The organism is Micrococcus sp. KRD128 (genome assembly GCF_017168395.1).
In the GTDB taxonomy this organism is placed as follows: domain Bacteria; phylum Actinomycetota; class Actinomycetes; order Actinomycetales; family Micrococcaceae; genus Micrococcus; species Micrococcus luteus.
On record NZ_JABFAX010000001.1, the window covers coordinates 85,522 to 107,301 of the forward strand.

At 73.4% G+C, this 21,780-nt stretch carries 19 protein-coding genes; 9 read left to right on the plus strand and 10 right to left on the minus strand.

Going from position 1 to position 21,780, the window contains the following annotated elements; all coding sequences use genetic code 11:
• A partial coding sequence (locus tag J1M44_RS00390) for a M20/M25/M40 family metallo-hydrolase (protein WP_241252646.1) occupies positions 1-1,325 on the plus strand: 1,325 nt, incomplete at its 5' end.
• Positions 1,326-1,438: 113 nt separating this feature from the next.
• Here J1M44_RS00390 and J1M44_RS00395 read toward each other — a convergent pair.
• Both J1M44_RS00395 and J1M44_RS00400 read right to left on the minus strand, forming a co-directional pair.
• Complete coding sequence (locus J1M44_RS00395) at positions 1,439-2,059, minus strand: response regulator transcription factor (protein WP_185194463.1); 621 nt, start codon at positions 2,057-2,059, stop codon at positions 1,439-1,441.
• A complete protein-coding gene (locus J1M44_RS00400) occupies positions 2,056-3,408 on the minus strand; it encodes a sensor histidine kinase (RefSeq protein ID WP_206480334.1) in 1,353 nt (450 codons plus the stop codon). Before J1M44_RS00400 ends, J1M44_RS00395 begins: the two co-directional genes overlap by 4 nt.
• A gap of 212 nt (positions 3,409-3,620) precedes the next feature.
• Between J1M44_RS00400 and J1M44_RS00405 the strand changes: the two genes are divergently transcribed.
• On the plus strand, positions 3,621-4,157 hold the full coding sequence (locus J1M44_RS00405) for a hypothetical protein (RefSeq protein WP_206480335.1): 537 nt from the start codon (positions 3,621-3,623) through the stop codon (positions 4,155-4,157).
• An 82-nt stretch (positions 4,158-4,239) separates the two neighbouring features.
• On the opposite strand, the gene clpB is transcribed toward J1M44_RS00405, so the two are convergent.
• Positions 4,240-6,834, minus strand: a complete 2,595-nt coding sequence (gene clpB, locus J1M44_RS00410; RefSeq protein ID WP_206480336.1) for an ATP-dependent chaperone ClpB — start codon at positions 6,832-6,834, stop codon at positions 4,240-4,242.
• A 151-nt stretch (positions 6,835-6,985) separates the two neighbouring features.
• On the opposite strand from clpB, the gene J1M44_RS00415 reads away from it, so the two are divergent.
• A complete protein-coding gene (locus tag J1M44_RS00415) occupies positions 6,986-8,167 on the plus strand; it encodes a YihY/virulence factor BrkB family protein (RefSeq protein ID WP_061867641.1) in 1,182 nt (393 codons plus the stop codon).
• A gap of 4 nt (positions 8,168-8,171) precedes the next feature.
• Here the strand turns inward: J1M44_RS00415 and J1M44_RS00420 are convergent, their stop codons facing one another.
• The gene (locus tag J1M44_RS00420; protein ID WP_241252647.1) at positions 8,172-9,059 is read right to left on the minus strand and encodes a hypothetical protein; all 888 of its coding nucleotides are present in this window, start codon (positions 9,057-9,059) and stop codon (positions 8,172-8,174) included.
• Between the two features lie 260 nt (positions 9,060-9,319).
• Between J1M44_RS00420 and J1M44_RS00425 the strand changes: the two genes are divergently transcribed.
• The 3 genes from J1M44_RS00425 to J1M44_RS00435 are packed head-to-tail and all read left to right on the plus strand — an operon-like array spanning position 9,320 to position 11,773.
• A complete protein-coding gene (locus J1M44_RS00425; RefSeq protein WP_065572489.1) occupies positions 9,320-10,141 on the plus strand; it encodes an ABC transporter substrate-binding protein in 822 nt (273 codons plus the stop codon).
• A complete protein-coding gene (locus tag J1M44_RS00430; protein WP_044658854.1) occupies positions 10,138-10,968 on the plus strand; it encodes an amino acid ABC transporter permease in 831 nt (276 codons plus the stop codon). The genes J1M44_RS00425 and J1M44_RS00430 overlap by 4 nt, the downstream gene beginning before the upstream one ends.
• A gap of 1 nt (position 10,969) precedes the next feature.
• Positions 10,970-11,773 (plus strand): amino acid ABC transporter ATP-binding protein, encoded by an 804-nt coding sequence (locus J1M44_RS00435; protein ID WP_002853962.1) that lies wholly within the window; start codon positions 10,970-10,972, stop codon positions 11,771-11,773.
• A gap of 89 nt (positions 11,774-11,862) precedes the next feature.
• On the opposite strand, the gene J1M44_RS00440 is transcribed toward J1M44_RS00435, so the two are convergent.
• On the minus strand, positions 11,863-12,456 hold the full coding sequence (locus J1M44_RS00440) for a hypothetical protein (RefSeq protein ID WP_002853955.1): 594 nt from the start codon (positions 12,454-12,456) through the stop codon (positions 11,863-11,865).
• 200 nt (positions 12,457-12,656) lie between these two features.
• Between J1M44_RS00440 and J1M44_RS00445 the strand changes: the two genes are divergently transcribed.
• Together J1M44_RS00445 and trmB are read left to right on the plus strand one after the other, a co-directional pair.
• A complete protein-coding gene (locus J1M44_RS00445; protein ID WP_206395882.1) occupies positions 12,657-13,403 on the plus strand; it encodes a DedA family protein in 747 nt (248 codons plus the stop codon).
• 995 nt (positions 13,404-14,398) lie between these two features.
• Entirely contained in the window at positions 14,399-15,400 is a 1,002-nt protein-coding gene (gene trmB, locus J1M44_RS00450; RefSeq protein ID WP_206480373.1) for a tRNA (guanosine(46)-N7)-methyltransferase TrmB, read from the plus strand.
• 22 nt (positions 15,401-15,422) lie between these two features.
• Here trmB and J1M44_RS00455 read toward each other — a convergent pair whose 3' ends face one another.
• The 5 genes from J1M44_RS00455 to dnaK all read right to left on the minus strand — a co-directional run bounded on the left by J1M44_RS00455 (position 15,423) and on the right by dnaK (position 20,751).
• Positions 15,423-16,490, minus strand: coding sequence for an alpha/beta hydrolase (locus J1M44_RS00455; protein ID WP_232502363.1), 1,068 nt, complete (start codon positions 16,488-16,490; stop codon positions 15,423-15,425).
• The gene (locus J1M44_RS00460; RefSeq protein WP_206480337.1) at positions 16,469-17,020 is read right to left on the minus strand and encodes a heat shock protein transcriptional repressor HspR; all 552 of its coding nucleotides are present in this window, start codon (positions 17,018-17,020) and stop codon (positions 16,469-16,471) included. The genes J1M44_RS00455 and J1M44_RS00460 overlap by 22 nt, the downstream gene beginning before the upstream one ends.
• Entirely contained in the window at positions 17,017-18,009 is a 993-nt protein-coding gene (locus J1M44_RS00465) for a DnaJ C-terminal domain-containing protein (RefSeq protein WP_206480338.1), read from the minus strand. The genes J1M44_RS00460 and J1M44_RS00465 overlap by 4 nt, the downstream gene beginning before the upstream one ends.
• A gap of 68 nt (positions 18,010-18,077) precedes the next feature.
• Complete coding sequence (locus J1M44_RS00470) at positions 18,078-18,728, minus strand: nucleotide exchange factor GrpE (RefSeq protein WP_044658850.1); 651 nt, start codon at positions 18,726-18,728, stop codon at positions 18,078-18,080.
• Between the two features lie 163 nt (positions 18,729-18,891).
• The gene (dnaK, locus tag J1M44_RS00475) at positions 18,892-20,751 is read right to left on the minus strand and encodes a molecular chaperone DnaK (RefSeq protein ID WP_044658849.1); all 1,860 of its coding nucleotides are present in this window, start codon (positions 20,749-20,751) and stop codon (positions 18,892-18,894) included.
• Positions 20,752-21,076: 325 nt separating this feature from the next.
• Between dnaK and J1M44_RS00480 the strand changes: the two genes are divergently transcribed.
• Entirely contained in the window at positions 21,077-21,727 is a 651-nt protein-coding gene (locus J1M44_RS00480) for a Dps family protein (RefSeq protein WP_002858398.1), read from the plus strand.
• The last annotated feature ends 53 nt before the right edge of the window (positions 21,728-21,780 follow it).

Consider the following 21,780-nt stretch of genomic DNA (forward strand, 5'->3'; position numbering starts at 1 on the left):
CCCCCGCGAAGGCCCCCGCGGCCACCACGCAGACCGCCGACCGCGGCCTGGGCCCCGGCCTGAACCGCGCCGGCGGCAACCCGAACTCCCCGGAGAAGCTGGTCCGGTCCATCTCCTCGGACCACCTCCGCCAGGACATCGCGGCGTTCGCGGCCATCGCGGACGAGCACGGCAACCGCGCCGCGGGCACGCCGGGCTTCCAGGCCTCCCTCGACTACGCCGTGGGCGAGCTCGAGGAGGCCGGCTACGACGTCGAGCTCCAGGAGTTCGAGATTACCTACACCGAGACCCTGCGGGATCGGCTTCAGCAGACCGGACCCGTCCAGCGCGACCTCGAGCACACCGTCTTCACGTCCTCGCCCTCGGCGCAGGTCACCGACGCCCCGCTCTCCGCCCCCTCCGGTGCTGCCACCGGCTGCGCCGACGCGGACTGGGCCGGCGCGGACCTGACCGGCAGCGTCGCCCTGGTCTCCCGGGGCGACTGCACCTTCGCCCAGAAGTCCCAGGTCGCGGCCGCCTCCGGCGCCGAGGCCGTCATCATCTACAACAACGCCGAGGGCGCACTTAACGGCACCCTGGGCGCCGAGCCGGGCGACGTCGTCGGGACCGTGGGCGTGACCCGCGAGCTGGGCGCCGACCTGCTGGCCCAGACCCGCGGCGGCGGCGCCACCGTCACCCTGGACCTCGAGCAGCTCGTGGAGCAGCGGCCCACCTGGAACGTGCTGGCGGAGACGCGCACGGGCAGCGACGACGACGTCGTGATGCTCGGCGCCCACCTGGACGGCGTGCCGGAGGGCCCGGGCATCCACGACAACGCCTCGGGCGTCGCGGCGACCCTCGAGGTCGCACGCCAGGCCGCCAAGGCCAACAAGGCCGAGAGCAAGGTCCGCTTCGCCCTGTGGGGCGCCGAGGAGATCGGCCTGCTGGGCTCGCACCACTACGTGGACACCCTGACCGCCGCGGAGCGCGAGGACATCATCCTCTACACCAACCTGGACATGGTGGCCCCGCTGGACCACCAGAACACGCTCGGCGTGCTCACGGCCGACTGGTCGATCGGTGCTGAGTCCCTGCTCGGCGCGCAGCTCGACCGCGACGGCCACGCGCACCAGCCCGAGGGCAGCAACGGCCGCTCGGACTACGCGCCGTTCGTGGACGCGGGCATCGCCTCGACGGGCCTGCTGTCGATCCGCGACGACAACTACCACACGCCCCAGGACGACATCGACAACGTCTCCATCACCACGCTGACCCACACGGCCCGCGCGGTGGCCAACCTGATCGGCACCCTCCAGCAGGACGCCGACGCCCTCGGCACCCGCTGACCCGAGCGGCTCCGTCCGTCTCGCAGACGCCGTCGGGGGCGGTTTCGGGTGGTATCCAGGCCGGATACCACCCGAAACCGCCCCCGACGCGTCTCCTGCAGGGCCGGCCGCGCTCAGATCCAGCCGGCCTCCCACGCGGCCCGTTCGGCCTCCTGGCGGGTCCGCACACCGAGCTTGCCGATCGCGTTCGAGATGTGGTTCCGCACGGTCCCCGGGGCCAGGTGCAGGGCGGCGGCGATGTCCTCCACGCGGGCAGCGTCCCGCCCGACCCGCAGCACGTCCAGCTCGCGCTCGGTCAGGGGGCTGTGCTCGGCCGTCAGCGCAGAGGCGGCGATCTCGGGGTCCACGTAGCGCCGGCCCGCCACGACCTGCCGCAGGACGACGGCCAGCTCCTCGGCCGGCGTCGACTTCGGGACGAACCCGGACACCTGCTCCGCGAGCGCCCGGCGCAGCACGCCGGGGCGGGCGTGCCGGGTGAAGATGACGACCTTCGTGGGCACCGAGCGCAGGATCTGCCGGGCGGCCTCCACGCCGTCCAGCCCGGGCATCTCCAGGTCCAGCAGGCAGACGTCCGGGCGGTGCTCCTGCGCGGCGGCCACGGCGGCGATGCCGTCGGAGATGCCGGGCAGCACCTCCAGGTCCTCCTCCAGGGCGAGCAGCGCCTCCACAGCGCCACGGATGAGTACCTCGTCGTCGGCGACGAGCACGCGGATCCTCTCGGTCGGGGCACTCATGCGGTCTCCTTCTCGGTGCGGGGCACGGTCAGGGTCAGGGTGAACTCCCCGCCGGCCTGGGCGGCGGTCAGGGACCCGCCGGCGGCTTCGGCACGCTCGGCCAGGGCCGCCAGCCCGGTGCCGCCGGTGCCGGCGTCTGCCGTGGGAGCGCCGTCGTTGACGATGACCAGGCGCACGGCGTCCGGGCCGGCCGCGGTGAGCTCGATGCGGGCGTGGCCGGCCGAGGCGTGGCGCAGGATGTTCGTGGTGGCCTCGCGGACGGCCAGACCGACCAGGCGGCCGGCGGCCGTGCCGAGCGGGCCCAGGTGCGGGTCGGCGCCGACCTCGGTGGCGGTGCCGGCGGCGGTGAGCACCTCCTTCGCGTTGACAAGCTCGCGCTCGGCGGAGACCTCGCGGAGGTCGCGGACGAGAGCCCGGGTCTCGGCGAGCGCCTCCCGGGCCTGCTCACGCACCTCGTGCAGCGAGGCTTCGGCGTCCTCGGTCCGGCCCTTGGCCAGCAGGCGCTCGGCGAGCTCGGCCTTGAGTGCGATGACCTGCAGGTGGTGGCCCTGGACGTCGTGCAGGTCGGCGGCGAAGCGCAGCCGCTCGCGGGTGACGGCGAGGTCCGCGGCCTGCCGCCGGGCGTTGTCGAGGCGTTGCATCAGCCTCCAGAACCAGACCGTGGGGACGATCATGCAGGCGGTGATCACGGACCAGACGAGGAAGCCGACGGCCGTGTCGGCGGGCCCCGCAGGATCCTGGAGGACCGCCGCCGCCCCGAGGACGAGTGAGGCCGCCAAGCCGCCCCAGAGGACGGGACGCCGCCGGCACGGGTGCATCAGCAGGGCGAGGACGAGGGAAGACAGCCAGAGGGGCAGGGCCCACCACGCGCCCGTCTCCGTGAGCCCCAGCGCCGGAAAGACGGCACCGGCGAGCGCGAGCGGGACGGTGGGGCCGAACAGCCAGGCCAGGTCATGCCGGCCGAACACCGGCCCCTCCGTCTCCTCGGGCGGCGGGGCCTGGAAGTGGCGGGCGACGTGCAGCTGGCCGACGACTCCGAGGACGTGGAGCAGGAGCAGGAGCGCCAGTGCGACGACCTGCTCGGTGCGGCCGGCCTCCAGGTGCTCCCGCAGGTGGGACAGCGGGCCGAACGCGGAGAACCCGGCGATCACCAGGACGCAGAGCAGGAGGCCGGTCCAGGTGTACCACCACGCGCCGGTGAGGTCGCCGGAGTAGGGGCCGGGCCCGGTGGGCCCGGCCGACCCCATGCCCGCGGGGTTGGCCGTGGGCAGGGAGCCGGTCGGACGGCGCCCCGGTGCGACGGCCGGCGGGGCCGGGCGGCCGTCGTCGTGGTTCCCCTCGATCCTCATGGGCCTCACCCTACGGGCGTGACAACTGTCATGGCCCGCCGTGTGGAATTGCCCGGGCGGAGGTGACCGCACGGCACTTCTGCGAACCGGTGGTGGCCGGAAGGCTGGAGTCAGAGCTCGGGAGCCCGACCGGATCCCGGACGACGACACCGGGGAACACGACGGTTGCCCGAACGAGAGCGCTGGAGAGGAACGTGGTCACGATGGACCTGATGAACACCGCACGCGAGTTCGTGATGGGGCTGCCCGACGGCCTGCAGGGCCTCGGCGTCTTCCTCGTCTCCTTCATCCCGTTCGTGGAGGGCGAGGGCGCCGGGCTGATCGGCGTCGTCGTCGGGGTGCACCCGTGGGTGGCCATCCCCGCCGCCGTGCTGGGCAACCTCCTCGCCGTCGCGCTCCTGGTCTACGCGGCCCACGGCGTGCGCTCCGCCGTCACGGCGCGCCGTGGGATGGCCGCCGACGCCGCGGTTCCGGCGACCGGCCACGGCACCCCGGTGGCCGAGCGCCACGTCCACCTGCACCGCCACTTCGAGGCGTGGGGCGTGCCCGGGCTGAGCCTGCTCGGCCCCTGGTTCTTCATCCCCGGGCACGTCGCGGCCCCGGCCATGGTGTCCTTCGGGGCGAACCGGCACCGCGTGATGGCATGGCAGGCCGTCGCTATCGTCCTCTACACGGCGCTGACGGCGTGCGTGGCCTTCGGCCTCGTGAGCTGGAGCGGCGTGCGGGAGGCGATGCCGGGCACCTTCTGAACCTCGCCCGTGGACGGACCGAGGGCCGTGCCCGCCCCCGAGCACGGGGGTGGGCACGGCCCTCGGTCCGTCGGTCCCGGCGTCAGCCCTTGCGGGTCACGGTGAGGCCGTTCTCGCCCTCGACGCGGTCCACGACCACGGTGTCCCCGTCCGCGATCTCCCCGGCGAGGATGCCGCGGGCCAGGCGGTCGCCGATCTCGCGCTGCACCAGGCGGCGCAGGGGCCGGGCGCCGTAGGCCGGGTCGAACCCGGTCTCGGCGAGCCACGCCTTGGCGGCGTCGGACACCTCGAGGGTGAGGCGGCGGTCCGTCAGGCGCGCCTGCAGGGACTCGACCTGCAGGTCCACGATCCGCGTCAGCTCGTCCACGGTGAGCGCGTCGAACTGCACGATCTCGTCCAGGCGGTTGAGGAACTCGGGCTTGAACGCCGCGCGCACCACGGACATCACGGACTCGCGCTTGGCGGCCTCGTCCAGGGTCGGGTCCACGAGGAACTGCGAGCCCAGGTTCGAGGTGAGGATCAGGATCACGTTGCGGAAGTCCACGGTGCGGCCCTGGCCGTCGGTGAGGCGGCCGTCGTCGAGCACCTGGAGCAGGATGTCGAAGACCTCGGGATGGGCCTTCTCCACCTCGTCCAGCAGCACCACCGAGTAGGGGCGACGCCGCACGGCCTCCGTGAGCTGGCCGCCCTCGTCGTAGCCGACGTAGCCCGGAGGGGCGCCGACCAGGCGGGAGACGGAGTGCTTCTCCGCGTACTCGGACATGTCGATCCGCACCATGGCGCGCTCGTCGTCGAAGAGGAACTCCGCGAGCGCCTTGGCGAGCTCGGTCTTGCCCACGCCCGTGGGGCCCAGGAACAGGAACGAGCCGGTGGGCCGGTTCGGGTCCGCGATGCCGGCCCGCGAGCGGCGCACCGCGTCCGCGACGGCGACGACGGCGTCCCGCTGCCCGATCAGCCGCTCGCCGAGGTGCTCCTCCATGGTGAGCAGCTTCTCGGACTCGGCGGTGAGCATGCGGCCGGCGGGGATGCCGGTCCACGCGGAGACCACCTCGGCGATGTCGTCCGCCGTGACCTCCTCGGAGACCATCGGCTCGGTGGTCGAGCGGTCGGCCTCACGGGCGGCGCGGTCCGCCTCCTCGAGCTGCTTCTCCAGCGCGGGGATCTCGCCGTACAGCAGGCGGGAGGCCTCGGCGAGGTCGCCGTCGCGCTGGGCCTTCTCGGCCAGCGAGCGCAGCTCGTCCACCTTGGCGCGCAGGTCACCGGCCTCGTTGAGGGTGGCCTTCTCCGCGTCCCAGCGGGCGGTGAGGGCGGTGAGCTCCTCCTCGCGGTCCGCCTTCTCGGCGCGCAGGGCCTCGAGCCGCTCGACGGATGCCGGGTCCGTCTCGCCCTCGAGGGCGAGCTCCTCCATGGTCAGGCGGTCCACCTGGCGGCGCAGGACGTCGATCTCCTCCGGGGCGGAGTCGATCTCCATGCGCAGGCGCGAGGCGGCCTCGTCCACGAGGTCGATGGCCTTGTCGGGCAGCTGGCGGCCGGTGATGTACCGGTGGGACAGCGTGGCCGCGGCCACGAGCGCGGAGTCGGCGATGGCCACCTTGTGGTGGGCCTCGTAGCGCTCCTTGAGCCCGCGCAGGATGGCGATCGTGTCGTCCACGCTGGGCTCGCCCACGTAGACCTGCTGGAAGCGGCGCTCCAGGGCGGGGTCCTTCTCGATGTTCTCGCGGTACTCGTCCAGGGTGGTCGCGCCGATCAGGCGCAGCTCGCCGCGGGCCAGCATGGGCTTGAGCATGTTGCCCGCGTCCATGGCGCCCTCGGACGCGCCCGCGCCCACGACGGTGTGGATCTCGTCGATGAACGTGACGACCTGACCCTCGGCGGCCTTGATCTCCTCGAGGACGGCCTTCAGGCGCTCCTCGAACTCGCCGCGGTACTTGGCGCCGGCGACCATGGCACCCAGGTCCAGGCTGATCAGCGTCTTGCCGCGCAGGGACTCGGGGACGTCCCCGGCCACCATCCGCTGGGCCAGGCCCTCGACGACGGCGGTCTTGCCGACGCCGGGCTCGCCGATGAGCACGGGGTTGTTCTTGGTGCGGCGCGAGAGCACCTGCACCACGCGGCGGATCTCGGCGTCGCGGCCGATCACCGGGTCGAGCTTGCCGGAGCGGGCGACCTCCGTGAGGTCCGTGCCGTACTTCTCCAGGGACTGGAAGGTGTTCTCCGGGTCCTGGGTGGTGACGCGCGAGTCGCCGCGCACCTGGGTCAGGGCGGCGGCGAGCGCCTCGAGGCTCGCCCCGTTCGAGCGCAGGGCCTCACCGGCCTCGCCCGGGTCCGCCGCCACGCCGAGCAGCAGGTGCTCGGTGGAGACGAACTGGTCCGAGCGCTGCTCGGCCTGGGTGCGCGCGTTCTGCACGACCTGCAGGGCGGCGCGCGAGAGCTGGGGCTGGGCCACCGTGCTGCCCTGGGTGGAGGGCAGGCGCCGGATGGCCGAGGAGGCCGCCGTGGAGACGGCGTCGGGATCGGCCCCGGCGGCCTTGAGGACGGCCACGGCGACGGACTCCCGCTGGTCCATCAGGGCCTTCAGCAGGTGGGCCGGCTCGATCTGGGGGTTGCCGGCGGTGGAGGCGTTCATGGCCGCGGCCGAGAGCGCCTCCTGGCTCTTGGTGGTGAACTTGGCATCCATGTGCGCCTCGCTCCTTCTCTCCCCCGTGTCCCGGGGGTGTCGGACAACCGTCGACGGCGGGCCGTTCCCACCGCCGAGACAAAGTTGAGTCTATGTAGCTCAACCCTCCTCGTGCCAGGGCTATTCCCCCGCGCGCCGGTACGTTGGTGCCATGGCCGGCTCCACAGCGGCGCCCCGGCGCCTCCGCACGTACACCCGACCGCGGGTGTCCCTGCTGTACGTCCTGCGCCGCACCCTGCACCGGCTCTTCGAGCTGCAGGTCTGGGACGTGGCCGCCGCCATGACCTTCTTCGGGGCGCTGTCCCTGCTGCCCACCGTCATCGCCCTGCTCTCCGTGGTCTCGCTGCTGGGCGTCGAGGAGGAGACCGTGGACGCCGCGGCCCACCTGGCCGCCGAGATCTGGCCGTCGCTGACGCCCGACGTCGTCCGCGAGTGGATCCTGACCCTCGGCTCGGCCGGGCCCGGCACCGGCGCCGTCGTCCTGGGGGCCGTCGGCACCGTGGTGTCCGCCTCGGGCGCCGTCGGCGCGTTCCACCGGGCCATGCACCGCATCCACGACACCCGCGAGGGCCGGCCCTTCCTCCACTTCCGCCTCGTGGTCTTCGTCGAGACGCTCGCCCTCATGCTCGGCGCCGTGCTGATCACGATCCTGGTGGTCGTCGGCGGGGACCTCTCCCAGCGCCTCGGCCAGGCCGTCGGCCTGCCGGAGGAGACGGTCCAGACGTGGAACGTGGTGAAGTGGCCGGTCATCCTCGTGGTGATCGCCCTCATCGTGACCCTCGCCTACCGCCTGGGTCCCAACGTCCGGCAGCCCCGTTACCGCCCGCTCTCGCTCGGCGCCGTGGCCGTGGTGGTCCTGCTCTTCGGCGCCACCGTGGCCCTGGGCTGGATCACGGACCGGTTCGGCCAGTTCGCCGTGGTCGGGCGGATCAACTCCGCGATCGGCGTGCTCGCCCTCGCGTGGGTGGCGTGCATCGTGCTGTTGGCCGGGGCCGCCTTCGACGCGGAGGTGCTGCGTGCCCGCCAGCTGGCCGTCGGCATCGACGCCTCCGTCGAGATCCAGCTGGCGACGCGGCACACCGCGGTGCTCGAGGACTCCGAACGGTACGAGGCCCGCAACCGCCGCCTGGCCCGGCTCGTGGCCGACGCCGTACGCGCCGGCGAGAACCTCACGATCGAGGCCACACCCCTGCTCTCCGAGGAGGGGCGCCTCCTCGCGGTCGAGTCGGGACAGCGGGGCCCGGAGGACGTCAGCTCGGGCAGCCCGTTCCACGCGGACCCGGTGTCCGACGACGGCGCCCGCCTCGAGCCGACGCCCCGGCCCGACGACTGACGGGTCAGCGCTCCCGCTTCTCGAACGCCTCGACCTGGGCACGCAGCGTCTCGGCCGCGATCTCCTCGTCGAGGCCCACCATGCCGAGGTACACGAGCTCGTCCCCGTCCGTGACGCCTCCGACGGTCATGGTGAACAAGGCTGTGTCCATGCCCGAGTTCCCCAGGGAGATGTGGACCGCGTCCGGCACGCCGGGCACCGTCGTGAAGGCCGCCTCGACGCCGTTCGGGTCGCCGAACGTGCCGCACGTGTCGGCCAGCTCGCCGAAGGGCTCCAGCAGATCGGTGCCGTCCCCAGTGACCGCGACCATGCCGAACGCCCCAGCCTGGGAACCGGCCAGGCCGGTGACCGCGGCTGGGTCCACCTCGTACTGGGCCAGCGCACCGCCGAGCCCGGGCGCCTGCTGCGTGTTGATCTGCTCGACGAGGTCCGCGCAGGCGCCCGTGGGGGTGACGCCCGTCAGGCTCAGACTCGTGCTGATCGGCTCACCCCCGCCGCCGACCTGGGTCTCCATGTCCATGAACACGCCGTCGGGCGCGGTCTGGGGCGTGAGCAGGACGTCCTCGAGCGCCTCCACGCGCTCCTCCTGCTCGTCCGTGAGGTCCGAGCCGGCCCCCATCGAGGCGGACTCCGACGCGTCGGCCGACGCGGACGCCGCCACCGAGGACGCGGCGGAGGACGAGGCCGTGGACACCGCCGTCGAGGGAGCCGCGGAGGACGACGTGGCCGCGTCCTGCGTGGGGCTCGCGGTCGCGCTGACGGTCGCCGGGGAGGCCGACGACGCGTCGGAGGAGGGAGAGGAGGACGAGGCCTCGCCGCCTCCCCCACCGCAGCCGACGAGCGCGAGGGCGCCCACGGCGAGCAGGGACAGGGGGGCGGCGGTGCGGAGCATGACAGACCTCTCAGACCGGGTGACGACGATGTGACCAGTCTGACAATCCCCACAGCGCAAGGCCAGTCTTCCTCTGCCGAGGCGGACCGCGGCAGGGCCACCGGTCGATCGGCTCGCTCCGCGGGGACGGGTCGTCTCCCGGCGCCCGCCACGGCGCCCGACGCACTACGATGACCACCAATCACGGCGGCACACGTCACTCTGCCGGCTCCCTCCGACCCGCACGCCCGTCCTCCCGACGGCGGCACAGAAGGCACTCCATGACCCGCATCCACTCCCGCCTCCTCGGCGCCGTGGGGCTCACCGCGTCGGCGGCGCTGCTCACCGGCTGCGCCGTCCTCGGCGGCGACGCCGGATCCGCCGGCATCGTGTCCGACGACGACCTGAGCACCTCGTACGGCCTCGTCCAGCCCGGCGTCCTGACGGTCTGCTCCGACATCCCCTACCCGCCCTTCGAGTTCGAGGAGAAGGGCGAGCTGACCGGCTACGACATCCAGCTGGTCGAGGCGGTGGCGGAGAAGCTGGGTCTCGGGGTGAACGTGATCGACTCCTCGTTCGAGGCCATCGAGTCGGGTGCCTCGCTCACCGGCTGCGACGTGAACGCCTCGTCGATCTCCATCACCGAGGCCCGCCAGCGCGTCATGGCCTTCACCCTCCCCTACCTCGACGACGACCTCGTCCTGGTCGCGAAGAAGGGCTCCGGCATCACCGACGTCGAGTCCGCGAAGGGCCGCCGGATCGGCGTGCAGGCCGCGACCACCGGCGACGAGTACGCCCAGCAGAACGGCCTGAGCCCCGTGCAGTTCGAGGACGGCGGCATGCAGATCCAGGCCATCCAGGCCGGCACCGTGGACGCCGCCCTGGGCAACCAGTCCGTGCTGCTCTACTCGCTCAAGGACGACGATCGCTTCGAGGTGGTCGAGTCGCTGCCCACGGGCGAGCAGCTCGGCATGGCGGTCGGCCCGCAGAAGGCGCAGCTCGGCTCCGCCGTGAACCGCGCGCTGCAGGAGCTGCGCAACGACGGCACCGTGGCCGAGCTCCAGGAGCGCTGGTTCGGTCAGGCACAGGAGGACTACCGATGAGCACGCAGGCCCCCGTCTCGCCCGCACCGGCCATGAAGCCCGGCCGTGCGCGCCGCCGTCGCCGGCTGTCCCTGATCATCCAGGCGGCCGTCTTCGTCCTCGCCCTCGTCGTCCTGGCCGTCCTCATCGACTGGGGCACGCTCGCCGAGAACGTCCTGAACTTCCCCGCCGTGGCCCCGATGTTCCCCAACGTGATCCTCGTGGGCCTGGGCAACACGCTGTTCTACACGGTCACCTCGTTCGTCGTCGGCCTGCTGGGCGGCGTCGTGCTCGCGCTCATGCGCCTGAGCTCGTTCGGCCCGTACCGGTGGCTGGCCACCGCCTACGTCGAGTTCTTCCGCGGCGTCCCCGCGCTGCTGGTGTTCCTCGCCTTCGGCTACGGGGTGCCCTTCGCGTTCGGGGTGTCCTGGCCGATCCCCGTCGTCGTGATGGCGGCCCTGGGCATGGTCTCGGCCGCGTACATCGCCGAGACCCTGCGTGCCGGCCTGCAGGCCGTGCCCCGCGGCCAGATGGAGGCGGCCCGGTCCCTCGGCATGCCGACGTGGCGGGCCATGGTCACCATCGTGATCCCCCAGGCGTTCCGCATCGTGCTGCCGCCGCTCACCAACGAGGTCATCCTCCTGACCAAGGACTCCTCGCTGGTCTACGTGCTCGGCCTGGCCGCGCACGAGTACGAGCTCACCAAGTTCGGCCGCGACGGCATCTCCGCCCTCGACGCCGGCATGACGCCGATCCTCGTGGCCGGCCTGTTCTACCTCGTGATCACCGTGCCGCTGTCCCTGCTGGCCCGCCGGTTCGAGGCCCGTTCGACCAAGAAGGGGCACTGAGATGGCCCAGCAGAACCCCATCACCGGATCCTTCGGCGCGGTGGCCGCCGCGGACGCCGCCGGCGTGCACGTGGCCGGCCTCAACAAGTCCTTCGGCGCCAACCACGTGCTGCGCGGCATCGACCTCGACGTCGCCCCCGGCGAGGTCGTGTGCCTGATCGGCCCGTCCGGCTCGGGCAAGTCCACCCTCCTGCGCTGCGTGAACCTGCTGGAGAAGCCCGACTCGGGCGTCGTCACGGTCGGTGAGTTCACGGTCACGGACGAGGACGTGGACCTGGACGTGCTGCGCCGCCACGTGGGCATGGTGTTCCAGCAGTTCAACCTGTTCCCGCACCTGTCCGTGCTGGAGAACTGCACCGTGGCCCAGCTCAAGGTGCTCAAGCGGGGCAAGGCCGAGGCGGCGGACATCGCCCGTCGGCAGCTGGCCCGCGTGGGCCTGGCCGAGCTCGAGGACCGCTACCCGGACCAGCTCTCCGGCGGCCAGCAGCAGCGCGTGGCGATCGCCCGTGCGCTGGCCATGGACCCGCAGCTGATGCTCTTCGACGAGCCCACCTCGGCCCTCGACCCCGAGACCGTCGGCGACGTCCTGGCGATCATGCGCCAGCTGGCCCGCGACGGCATGACCATGCTCGTGGTCACCCACGAGATGGGCTTCGCCCGCGAGGTGGCCGACCGGGTCGTGTTCATGGACGGCGGCGTCGTGGTGGAGGCCGGCCCGGCCGCCGCGGTGATCTCCGACCCCCAGCAGCCGCGCACCCAGGACTTCCTGCGCCGCGTGCTGCACCCCACCGAGATCGACCTCTGAGCCTGCCCGCCCGGTGGGCGGGCACATGCGTGAGGGGCCCCGCCCGGACCATGGTCCGGGCGGGGCCCCTCACGCGTGCGGCGGAGGCGTCAGGCCTTCTTGCGCAGCTTCTTCAGCTCGTCACGGGCCTCGCGCAGCGCGGCGACCTGCTCCTCACGGGCGGCGTGGATCGCGGCGACCTTCTCGTCCTGGGCGTCGCGGATGGCCTGCACCTTGGCATCGCGGGCGCCCTCGATGCGGGCGGCGCGCTTCTTGGCGGCCTTGCGGCGCTTGCCGGGGCGGTTGGCCACGGAGTCGGCGGTGATGGCCAGGCCGGAGCCGACCAGGAAGATGTCCTTGGCGACGCCGGTGCCCTCCTGGGACGGACGCACGCCGTCCGCCTCGGTCATCTCCGGGGTGTTCAGGTACATGGAGAACAGGCCGCCGGAGAACGCGGTCAGGGCGGAGCCGGCGAGCCAGCCCGGGACGAACGGGGCCAGCAGGGCCGAGCCCACGCCGATCTCGGTGCCCACGAGGAACTTCTTGAACTGCTCCGGCGACAGGTTGGCCAGCGCGGGCAGGCCGCGGGCGCCCATGTCGCGCAGGCCCTGGGCCTGCTCCGCGGAGATGCCGCGCTTGTTCAGGCCGGAGTTCAGGATGAACGCGCCGGAGGCCAGGCGCAGCGGAATCTGGACGATGCTCATGGAGTCTTCCTTCCAGTAGGGCCCGCGGCACGCACGTGGAGTGGGGTGTGGCGCGAACGGTCGGTGAGCGGTCAGCACCTCTGACACTACCAACGGCAGCCCGCTCCCGCCCGCCCGGAGGCGCGACTGTGCGCGCAGAGCGGACGACGTCGGCGCCTCCACCACGTCGCGGAGGCGGTCGATGATGGACAATGGGGCGCATGCTCCCCCTCGTCACACCCCTGAGCGTGGCCGCCGCCGCGCCCACCGACTACGGCTGGCTCGGCAACATCGTCGTGGACATCATGGAGGCGGTCGGCCCGATCGGCGTCGGCCTGGCCGTCTTCGCGGAGAACATCTTCCCGCCCATCCCGTCCGAGGTGATCCTGCCCCTGGCCGGCTTCACCGCGGCCGGCGGCGCCTTCAGCCCGCATGCCGCGCTGGTCTGGGCGACGGTCGGCTCGATCGTCGGCGCACTGGCCCTCTACGGCATCGGCGCGTGGCTCGGCCGCCGCCGCATGTACCGCATCGCGGACCGCATGCCGCTGGTGGACATGGAGGACGTGGCCAAGACCGAGCGCTGGTTCATCCGCTACGGCTACTGGACCGTGTTCCTGGGCCGCATGGTCCCCGTGTTCCGCTCCCTGATCTCCATCCCCGCGGGCATCGAGCGGATGAACCTCGCGAAGTTCACCCTGTTCACGGCGCTGGGCTCCCTCATCTGGAACGCGATCTTCGTCTACGGCGGCTACGCGCTCGGGGAGCGGTTCCACGTCATCTCCGAGTACGCGGACGTCTTCTCCAACATCGTCCTGGTCCTGATCCTGGCCTTCCTCGCGACCTGGGTGGTCCTGCGCCTGCGCCGCGACGCCCGCCGCCGGAACGACCCGGACTGGCGCCCGCCGACCGCGGATGAGATGGCCGCCCGCGTCGAGGCCATCCTGGAGTCCTCCGACCACCGGAAGTGAATCGCATGCGTCCCGTCCTGCCTTCCCCCCGCCGTGGCCGCGCGACCCTCGGCCTGGCCGCCGTCGCCCTGGTGGCGCTGAGCGCCTGTGCTCGCACCGAGCCGCAGCCCGAGCCTGCGCCCGACACGACGGCGGCCTCCGCCCTGCCGTCCATGGACATGGCCCCGTTCACGGTCGAGGTCCCCTCGCACGACCTCGCGAGGGTGCCGGAGGCGAGCGTCGCCGTGCTCGAGGGCGAGGACCCGGACCACCACGGGGCGTGGCTGCAGGTGCCCGGGGCGCCGGCCTGGTCGGAGGCCATGGCCGGGGCCGTGCGCGCCCAGATCGACCAGTACCGCCGGGACACCGACCCCAGCGCGGACCCGCGCCTGGAGATCCAGCCGCAGCTCGCCGTCGTGGCCGAGGACATCGCCGCGGCCCGCCTGCTCGCCACGGAACGGCGCGGCACGGACTCCGTGTCCACCTCGCACGTGATCTGGTACTCGGCCCGCGAGGACCGCGTGCTCGAGACCGCCGATCTCTTCACCCCCGACGGCTGGGACGCGTTCCGCACCGAGGTGCGCCAGCGCATGGCCAACGACCCGGACGTGATCGGCTCGCGCCTGGACTCGGCGGTCGACGCGCCGGAGCAGGTGGAGAACCGTCGCGTCTGGGACGCGGTGGTCTTCCTCCCGGACGGCAGCCTGTTGCTCGAGGCGGACCAGGCGTCCATGGCGCCGGCCGCCGCGGGTGTGCTGACGGTGCGGATCCCCCGGGACACGGCAGCCCCCTGGCTGTCCGACCTGGGCCACGTCGCCGCGGACGCCGCCTCCGCCCCCGCCGACCTGCGTCTGCCGGACCGCTCCACCCCGACCCCCGAGGAGCAGCAGCCGGAGCCCGCCCCCGAGCCGGAGCCCGAGACGTCCTCGTGGACGGAGGAGGCCACCGGCGCACCCGTGACGCCCCCGTCCGCGCCCGCCGACACGGCGGCCCCGACGCCCAGCGCGACCACTCCGGTGCCGAGCAGCACGGCCCCGTCCTATAAGAGACAGGACGCACCCGGCCCCGACGCCGTCCCGCCGCCCGCCGAGCGCGTCCACGCGCACGACCACAATCGGGACAAGGACCCCGCCCTCGTCCGACGGGAGCCGGTCTCCTTCGTCCGGCGCGGTGCGCGCCTGAACGCGGGGCGGCAGGCCGTGTGGGACCGCCAGGCGGAGCGGGTCCTCGTGGACGTGCCCCGCGGCCGCGGCGCCACCTCGGTGGACGCCCAGGCCCGACTGGACTGGGCGGGGGTGTTCGGCCGCGAGGCCCCCCTGCTGGTCGACATCGGCTCGGGGCTGGGCGAGTCCACGGCGCAGGCCGCCGCCGACCGGCCGGACTGGAACGTGCTCGCCGTCGAGGTCTACGTGCCCGGCCTGGCCGCGCTCATGACGCGCGTGGAGCAGCAGGGCCTGGAGAACGTCCGCGCCGTGGAGGCCAACGCCCCCGAGCTGCTGGACGCCCTGCTCACGCCCGGCTCCGTGTCCGAGGTGTGGGTGTTCTTCCCGGACCCGTGGCACAAGAAGCGGCACCACAAGCGCCGCCTGGTCTCCCCCGCCTTCGCGGACCGCGTGGCGCGGGTGCTCGCCCCCGGCGGGGTGCTGCGGCTGGCGACGGACTGGTCGGGCTACGCCGTGCAGATGCGCGAGGTGCTCGAGGCGCACCCGGAGTTCGAGAACCTCTTCCCCGGGCGCGCCGCGGGCGAGGACTCCCCGCTCACGCGGGTGCGCCGCGAGGGCAGGGAGACCGAGGTGGGTGCCCAGCCGCTGCCCGCGGGCTGGGAGCGCGCGGCCGAGGAGGAGCGGCCGCTGCGGGCCGGCCTGGGTGAGGCGCGGGCCGGCGCGGCGGCCGCGGACCCCGTGGACCACGAGGGCGGCTGGGCGCCCCGGTTCGAGGGTCGACCGATCACGAGCTTCGAGGCGAAGTCCCAGCGGGCCGGGCGTCTCGTGTTCGACCTGGCGTACCGCCGCCGCTGAGCACGGGGCCCGACGGGATGGCTCAGGCCGGGGCGACCGGCCCGGCCGGATCGGCACCGTCCGGGACGGGCGGCAGCGGCAGGCCGGCCGTCACCCGCGCGGTCGCCGCGAGCGTCACAGACCCGGCGTCCCGGTAGCCCCTCGGGGCGTCCCCGGGGGCCGTCGGCGACCAGCGGGCCGTGTGGTGGCCGCGGACGGCGGCCCCCGCCAGGCCGGGCCGCGGGGCCACCGGCAGCACGGCGGCGTCCGTCCAGTCCCGACGACGGCCCACCGCACGGCCGACCCGGGCGAGGAGGTCGCCCGGGGCCAGGGCGCGGAACACCCGTCCGGACCGCAGGCCGAGGTGCGCGGCCCGGGCTGCCAGGGCGGCGGGCAGCCCGACCGCGCCCGAGACCACGAGGGCCTCGACGGGACGCTCGGCCGGCCACGGGGCCTCGGCGTCGTCGGGCTGCAGGCCCCGGTCCGCGAGCAGGCGCAGGGCGTGCGCGGCCACGAGCGAGCCGTACGAGTGGGCCTCCACGGCCCCGTGCACGGCGGTCCCGCGGGCGCGCAGGGCCGGGGCGGCGTCGTCGTCCTCCCCCGGCCCGTGGCGCAGGAACTCCCACCAGGCCCGCACATCCGCGGCGAGCATCGCGCCGCCGCGCCGGCCGGGGCCGTCGAGCACCACCCGCCAGGGCGAGGGCGCGGGGTAGCCGAGCCACGCGATGACGACGGGACGGGGTGCGCCGGCGGCACGCTGGGCGGCGGCGAGGTGGGCGGCCTCCCGGGCCGTCCCCCACATGGCCGTCTGGGGGCGGATGCCCATGCCGGAGACGAGCCAGGTCAGGTGGGTGGCGGTCGCGGGGTCCCCCGCGGCGACCACGGCGCGCGGACCGTCCGGTCCGTCGAGGACGTAGTCCAGCAGATGCCGGGCGGGCAGCTGCGGGTCCATGCCCTCCGGCTTGAGGGCGTGGACGATCCCGTCCAGGGCGCTGCGGGCCCGCCGGCCCAGGCCGTCGCGCCGGGCCATGTCGGTGCGCAGCCGCTCCCGGACGCGGGACCGTGCGGCCGCCCCGAACGACGCCCGGCTCAGTCCTGCTCGGGCTGCCACGTGAGCACCCGTCGAGGGACCGCGACGCCAGAGGGCAGCGTCCGCAGGACACCCGGGGAGGCCTGGCCCGCGGAGTCGGCCTCGCTCCGTGCCGCGGCCTGGCGGCGGGCGGCCATCCGGTCGGCGTACCGGGCCGAGACGTCGCCGCCGGAGCCCACGGTGAAGACGCGGGCCAGGCGGGAGGCGTGGTGGAGGCGGTCCACCTGGGCCGACAGTTCGACCACGGTGTCCTGCAGCTGCTCGACCTCGCGCTGCAGCGCGATCACGCGGCGGATGCCCTCCAGCGAGATGCCCTCGCCGCTCAGGGCCTGCACGGTCTGCAGCCGCTCGACGTCGGCCAGGGAGTAGCGGCGGTGCCGTCCGCCCTGGCGGGCGGGGACCACGAGGCCGAGCCGGTCGTACTGGCGCAGGGTCTGCGGGTGCATGCCCGCCATCTCGGCGGCCACGGAGATCACGAAGACGGGGGCGTTCCGGTCAGGACCCCGCTCGCGGCCGCGGTCCGCGCGGGCGGCGCCGTCGCGGGCGCTCACCAGGCGGCCTTCCGGGCCAGCTCCCGCCGCGGATCGTCGCCGGCCATGGCGGACTGCAGGGCCTCGACGGCGGCGCGGGCGTCGTCGTCGAGCTCGGTGGGCACGGTGACGTGCAGCTCCACGAGCAGGTCACCCGTCGTCGTCCCGCGCTCGACGCCGCGGCCCTTCAGGCGCAGCACGCGGCCGGACTGGGAGCCCGCTGGCACCTTCACCTTCACGGGGCGCTCCAGCGTGGGCACCTCGATCGTGGCGCCGAGGGCGGCCTCGGGGAAGGTGACGGGCACGGTGATGCGCAGGTCGTCCCCGTCCCGGTGGAAGAACTCGTGCTCGCGCACGCGCACGGTGACCAGCAGGTCGCCGCGGCCGGCCGCACCGGGCGCGCCCTTGCCGCGGGCACGGACCTTCTGGCCGTCACGGATGCCCTTCGGGATCTTCACCTCGATCGTCTCGCCGTCCGGGGCGCGCAGGGACACCGTGGTGCCCTGGATCGAGCCGCGGAAGGAGATCGTGGTGGTGGCGGTGCGGTCCGCGCCCTTCGTGGGGCGCGGCCGCGCGTAGCCGGCGTCGCCGAAGCCGCCGGGGCCGAAGCCGCCGGTCTGGCCTGCGGCGCCGCCGAACATCCCGCTGAACAGGTCCGACAGGTCGGGCCCGGACTGCGTGGTGCGGGGGCCGCCCCCGCCGCCGAACATGCCGCCGAAGACGTCCTCGAAGCCGCCGCCGTCGGCACCGCCCGGGGCGGAGAACCGGGCGCCGCCGCCCATCGCGCGGATCGCGTCGTACTCCTGGCGCTCCTGGGGGTCGCTCAGGACGGCGTACGCCTCCGAGATCTCCTTGAACTTCTTCTCGGCCGCCTCATCCCCGGGGTTCTGGTCCGGGTGGTGGGTGCGGGCGAGCTTGCGGTAGGCCTTCTTCACATCCGCATCGGAGGCGTCCTTGGACACCCCCAGGGTCGCGTAGAAGTCCTTGTCCATCCAATCCTGCGAGGCCATGGTGCCTCCTCTCGTGTGTATCGGTCAGGGGGTCGGCCGGCGGCGGGGTGGGCCGCCGGCCGACGGGGTCACTCGTCTCCGGCGGAGACCATCACCTGGGCGGCGCGCAGCACGCGGCCGTCCCGGAGGTAGCCGTTGCGGAAGACCTGGACCACGTGGTCCGCGGGCACCTCTGCGTGCGGCTGGCGCATCACGGCCTCGTGCACGGCCGGGTCGAACTCGACGCCGGCCAGGGCCTCCTGGTCGTGACGCTCGAGGCCGAGGCCGGCCAGGGCGGTGTCGAGCTTGGTCGCGATGGCGGCGAACGGACCGTCCGTCAGGTCGCCGGCGGCGCGGGCGGCGTCGATGTCGTCGAGCACCGGCAGCAGCGCGGTGACGGCCTTGAGCACGCCGGCGTCCCTGGCCAGGTCGCGGTCGCGGTCCACGCGGCGCTTGTAGTTCACGTACTCGGCCTGCAGACGGCGCAGGTCGGTCTCGAGCTCGGCCTCGCGATCCGAGGCCGCGGGCTGCGGCGCCTCGGCCCCGGCCTCGTCGAGGATGCGCTCGGCCTGGGCGAGGGCGTCGCCGTCCTCGGCCTGCTCGGCCGCGCTCTCGGCGGAGACGCGGGGCTCACCGGTCTCGGGGTCGATGCGGCGACGGTCATTGAACACGATGGGCTCCTCCTCGGAGCCGCGCTCGGCGTCGGAGGAGCCGTGCGGACGCTGCTGGTCGGCGCTCATGGTGTGTCCTTTCGAAGCGGGTGGGCGCGGCGGGTCCGCCGCGCGGGGGGGTGGTGCGGGAAGGCCGGCGGGCCGGCCTGGCAGGGACGCTGCCGGGCCGGCCCGCCGGCGTCGTGGGCCTCCGGGCGGGGCGGGCGTGGACGCCCGCCCCGGCACCGGGGTGTCAGGCCTTCTTCTCGTCGTCCTCGTCGACCACCTCGGCGTCGACGATGTCCTCGTCGTCGCCCTGCGGGGCGGCGGACTCGGCGCCGGCGTCGGCCGACTCCGCGCCCTGCTGGGCGTAGAGGGCCTCGCCGATCTTGACCTGGGAGGCCTGGAGCTTCTCGAACGCGGCGGCGACCTCGTCGTCGTTGTCCTGCTTCTCCAGGGCGGCCTTCAGAGCGTCGACGTCGGCCTGCACCTCGGTCTTGACGTCCTCGGGCAGCTTGTCCGTGTTGTCCTGCAGGAGCTTGTCCACGGAGTACGCGGACTGCTCCGCCTGGTTGCGGCGGTCGGCGGCCTCACGGCGCTTCCTGTCCTCGTCCGCGTGGGCCTCGGCGTCCTTGACCATGCGGTCGATGTCCTCCTTGGACAGCGAGGAGCCGCCCGTGATGGTCATCGACTGCTCGGTGCCGGTGCCCTTGTCCTTCGCGGAGACGTGCACGATGCCGTTCGCGTCGATGTCGAAGGTGACCTCGATCTGGGGCATGCCGCGCGGGGCCGGGGCGATGCCGGTCAGCTCGAAGGTGCCCAGCGCCTTGTTGTCCCGGGTGAACTCGCGCTCGCCCTGGAAGACCTGGATGGACACGGAGGGCTGGTTGTCCTCGGCCGTGGTGAACGTCTCGGAGCGCTTGGTCGGGATGGCCGTGTTGCGCTCGATGAGCTTGGCCATCACGCCGCCCTTGGTCTCGATGCCCAGCGACAGCGGGGTCACGTCGATCAGGAGCACGTCCTTGCGCTCGCCGGCGAGCACGCCGGCCTGCACCGCGGCGCCGATGGCGACGACCTCGTCCGGGTTCACGCTCTTGTTGGGCTCCTTGCCGCCGGTCAGCTCCTTCACCAGGTCGGAGACGGCGGGCATGCGGGTCGAGCCGCCGACGAGGACCACGTGGTCGATGTCGGAGACCTTGACGCCGGCCTCCTTGATGACGTCCTCGAACGGCTTGCGGGTGCGCTCGAGCAGGTCCTTGGTGAGGTCCTGGAACTTGGCGCGGGAGAGGTGCTCGTCCAGGTGCACCGGGCCCTCGGGGGTCACGGACAGGTACTGCAGCGAGATGTTGGTGGAGGTGGCCGAGGAGAGCTCCTTCTTGGCCTGCTCCGCGGCCTCCTTCAGGCGCTGCAGGGCGATCTTGTCCTTGGACAGGTCCGCGCCCTTGGACTTGGCCTGCTGGAGCAGCCAGTCCACGATCCGCTGGTCCCAGTCGTCGCCGCCAAGGCGGTTGTCGCCTGCGGTGGCGCGCACCTGGATGGTGGCGAAGTCGTCCTCGTCCTTGGCGACCTCGAGCAGGGACACGTCGAAGGTGCCGCCGCCCAGGTCGAAGACCAGGATGAGCTCGTCCTCCTTGCCCTTCTCCAGGCCGTAGGCCAGGGCGGCCGCGGTGGGCTCGTTGATGATGCGCTTGACGTTCAGGCCCGCGATCTCGCCGGCCTCCTTGGTGGCCTGGCGCTCGGCGTCGTTGAAGTAGGCGGGCACGGTGATCACCGCGTCGGTGACCTTCTCGCCCAGGTACTCCTCGGCGTCGTGCTTGAGCTTCATCAGCGTGCGGGCCGAGATCTCCTGCGGGGTGTACTTCTTGCCGTCCACCTCGGTGGTCCAGTCGGTGCCCATGTGGCGCTTGATGGACGCGAAGGTGCGCTCCGGGTTGTTGACGGCCTGGCGCTTGGCGACCTCGCCGACCAGGACGTCCCCGCCCTTGGAGAACGCGACGACGGACGGGGTGGTGCGGGCGCCCTCGGCGTTCGCGATGACGACCGGGTCGCCACCCTCGAGGACGGCGACGACGGAGTTGGTGGTGCCGAGGTCGATGCCGACTGCACGGGACATGGTGGGGTCCTTCCTGTCTGACGGTGAAGCGGGGGCCGGACCCGCGGGCCGGGGGCGCCGGCGCCGCAGGGACTTGAGCCTTCATGACTCAGGTTGCCACCGGGGTGGTGGACTGTCAAGTGAACCTGAGTCGACTTCACTCACTTCTGCTTCTGCGGGGGTCAACGCGGGCCGTCCGCGATCCATTCCCGGGCCCCGGGTCCATCCCTGATCCGTCCCGGTGCAGGCGCCCGGCCCTGGAAGCGCGGGGGTCTCGCGCGGTTGGATGGCAGATCACGGGGCGTCGCCGACGGCGCGCCCGTCCCGACAGAGAAGGAGCACCACCATGGCCGAGAAGAACGCCGCCGAGTACACCGTCCCGGGCCTGTCCCTGAGCACGGGCCGCCGCACCGCCGAGATCCTCCAGGGTCGCCTGCACGCCCTCAACGACCTGCAGCTCACCCTGAAGCACGCCCACTGGAACGTGGTGGGCCCCGGCTTCATCGGCGTGCACGAGATGCTCGACCCCCAGATCGAGCTGGTCCGCGGGATGGTGGACGTCCTCGCGGAGCGCATCGCCACCCTGGGCGTCTCCCCCGCCGGCACCCCGGGCGCGCTCGTGGCCGCCCGTGCGTGGGACGACTACACGCTGGGCCGCGCGACGACCCTGGAGCACCTGGCCGCGCTGGACCTCGTCTACGACGGCGTCGTGACGGACCACCGGGCCGCGATCGACGCCACCGAGGACCTCGACCCGGTCACCCAGGACATCCTCATCGACCAGGTGGCCCAGCTCGAGCTGTTCCAGTGGTTCATGCGCTCCTTCCTGACCACGGACGACGGCCGCCTGAGCAGCGCGGGCGCGGCCACGGAGGCCGCCGCCGCGGGCCGGGTGAAGGACGACCAGGCCGCGCCCGCCCCGCAGGGCGCGCGCTCGAAGAAGTCGGATGCCAAGAAGGCCACGGCCTCGAACGCGAAGAAGTCCAAGAAGAAGTGACCGCGCGCCCCTGAGGCGCCCGCATGCACGGAGGGCCCGACTGCACCGCCGGT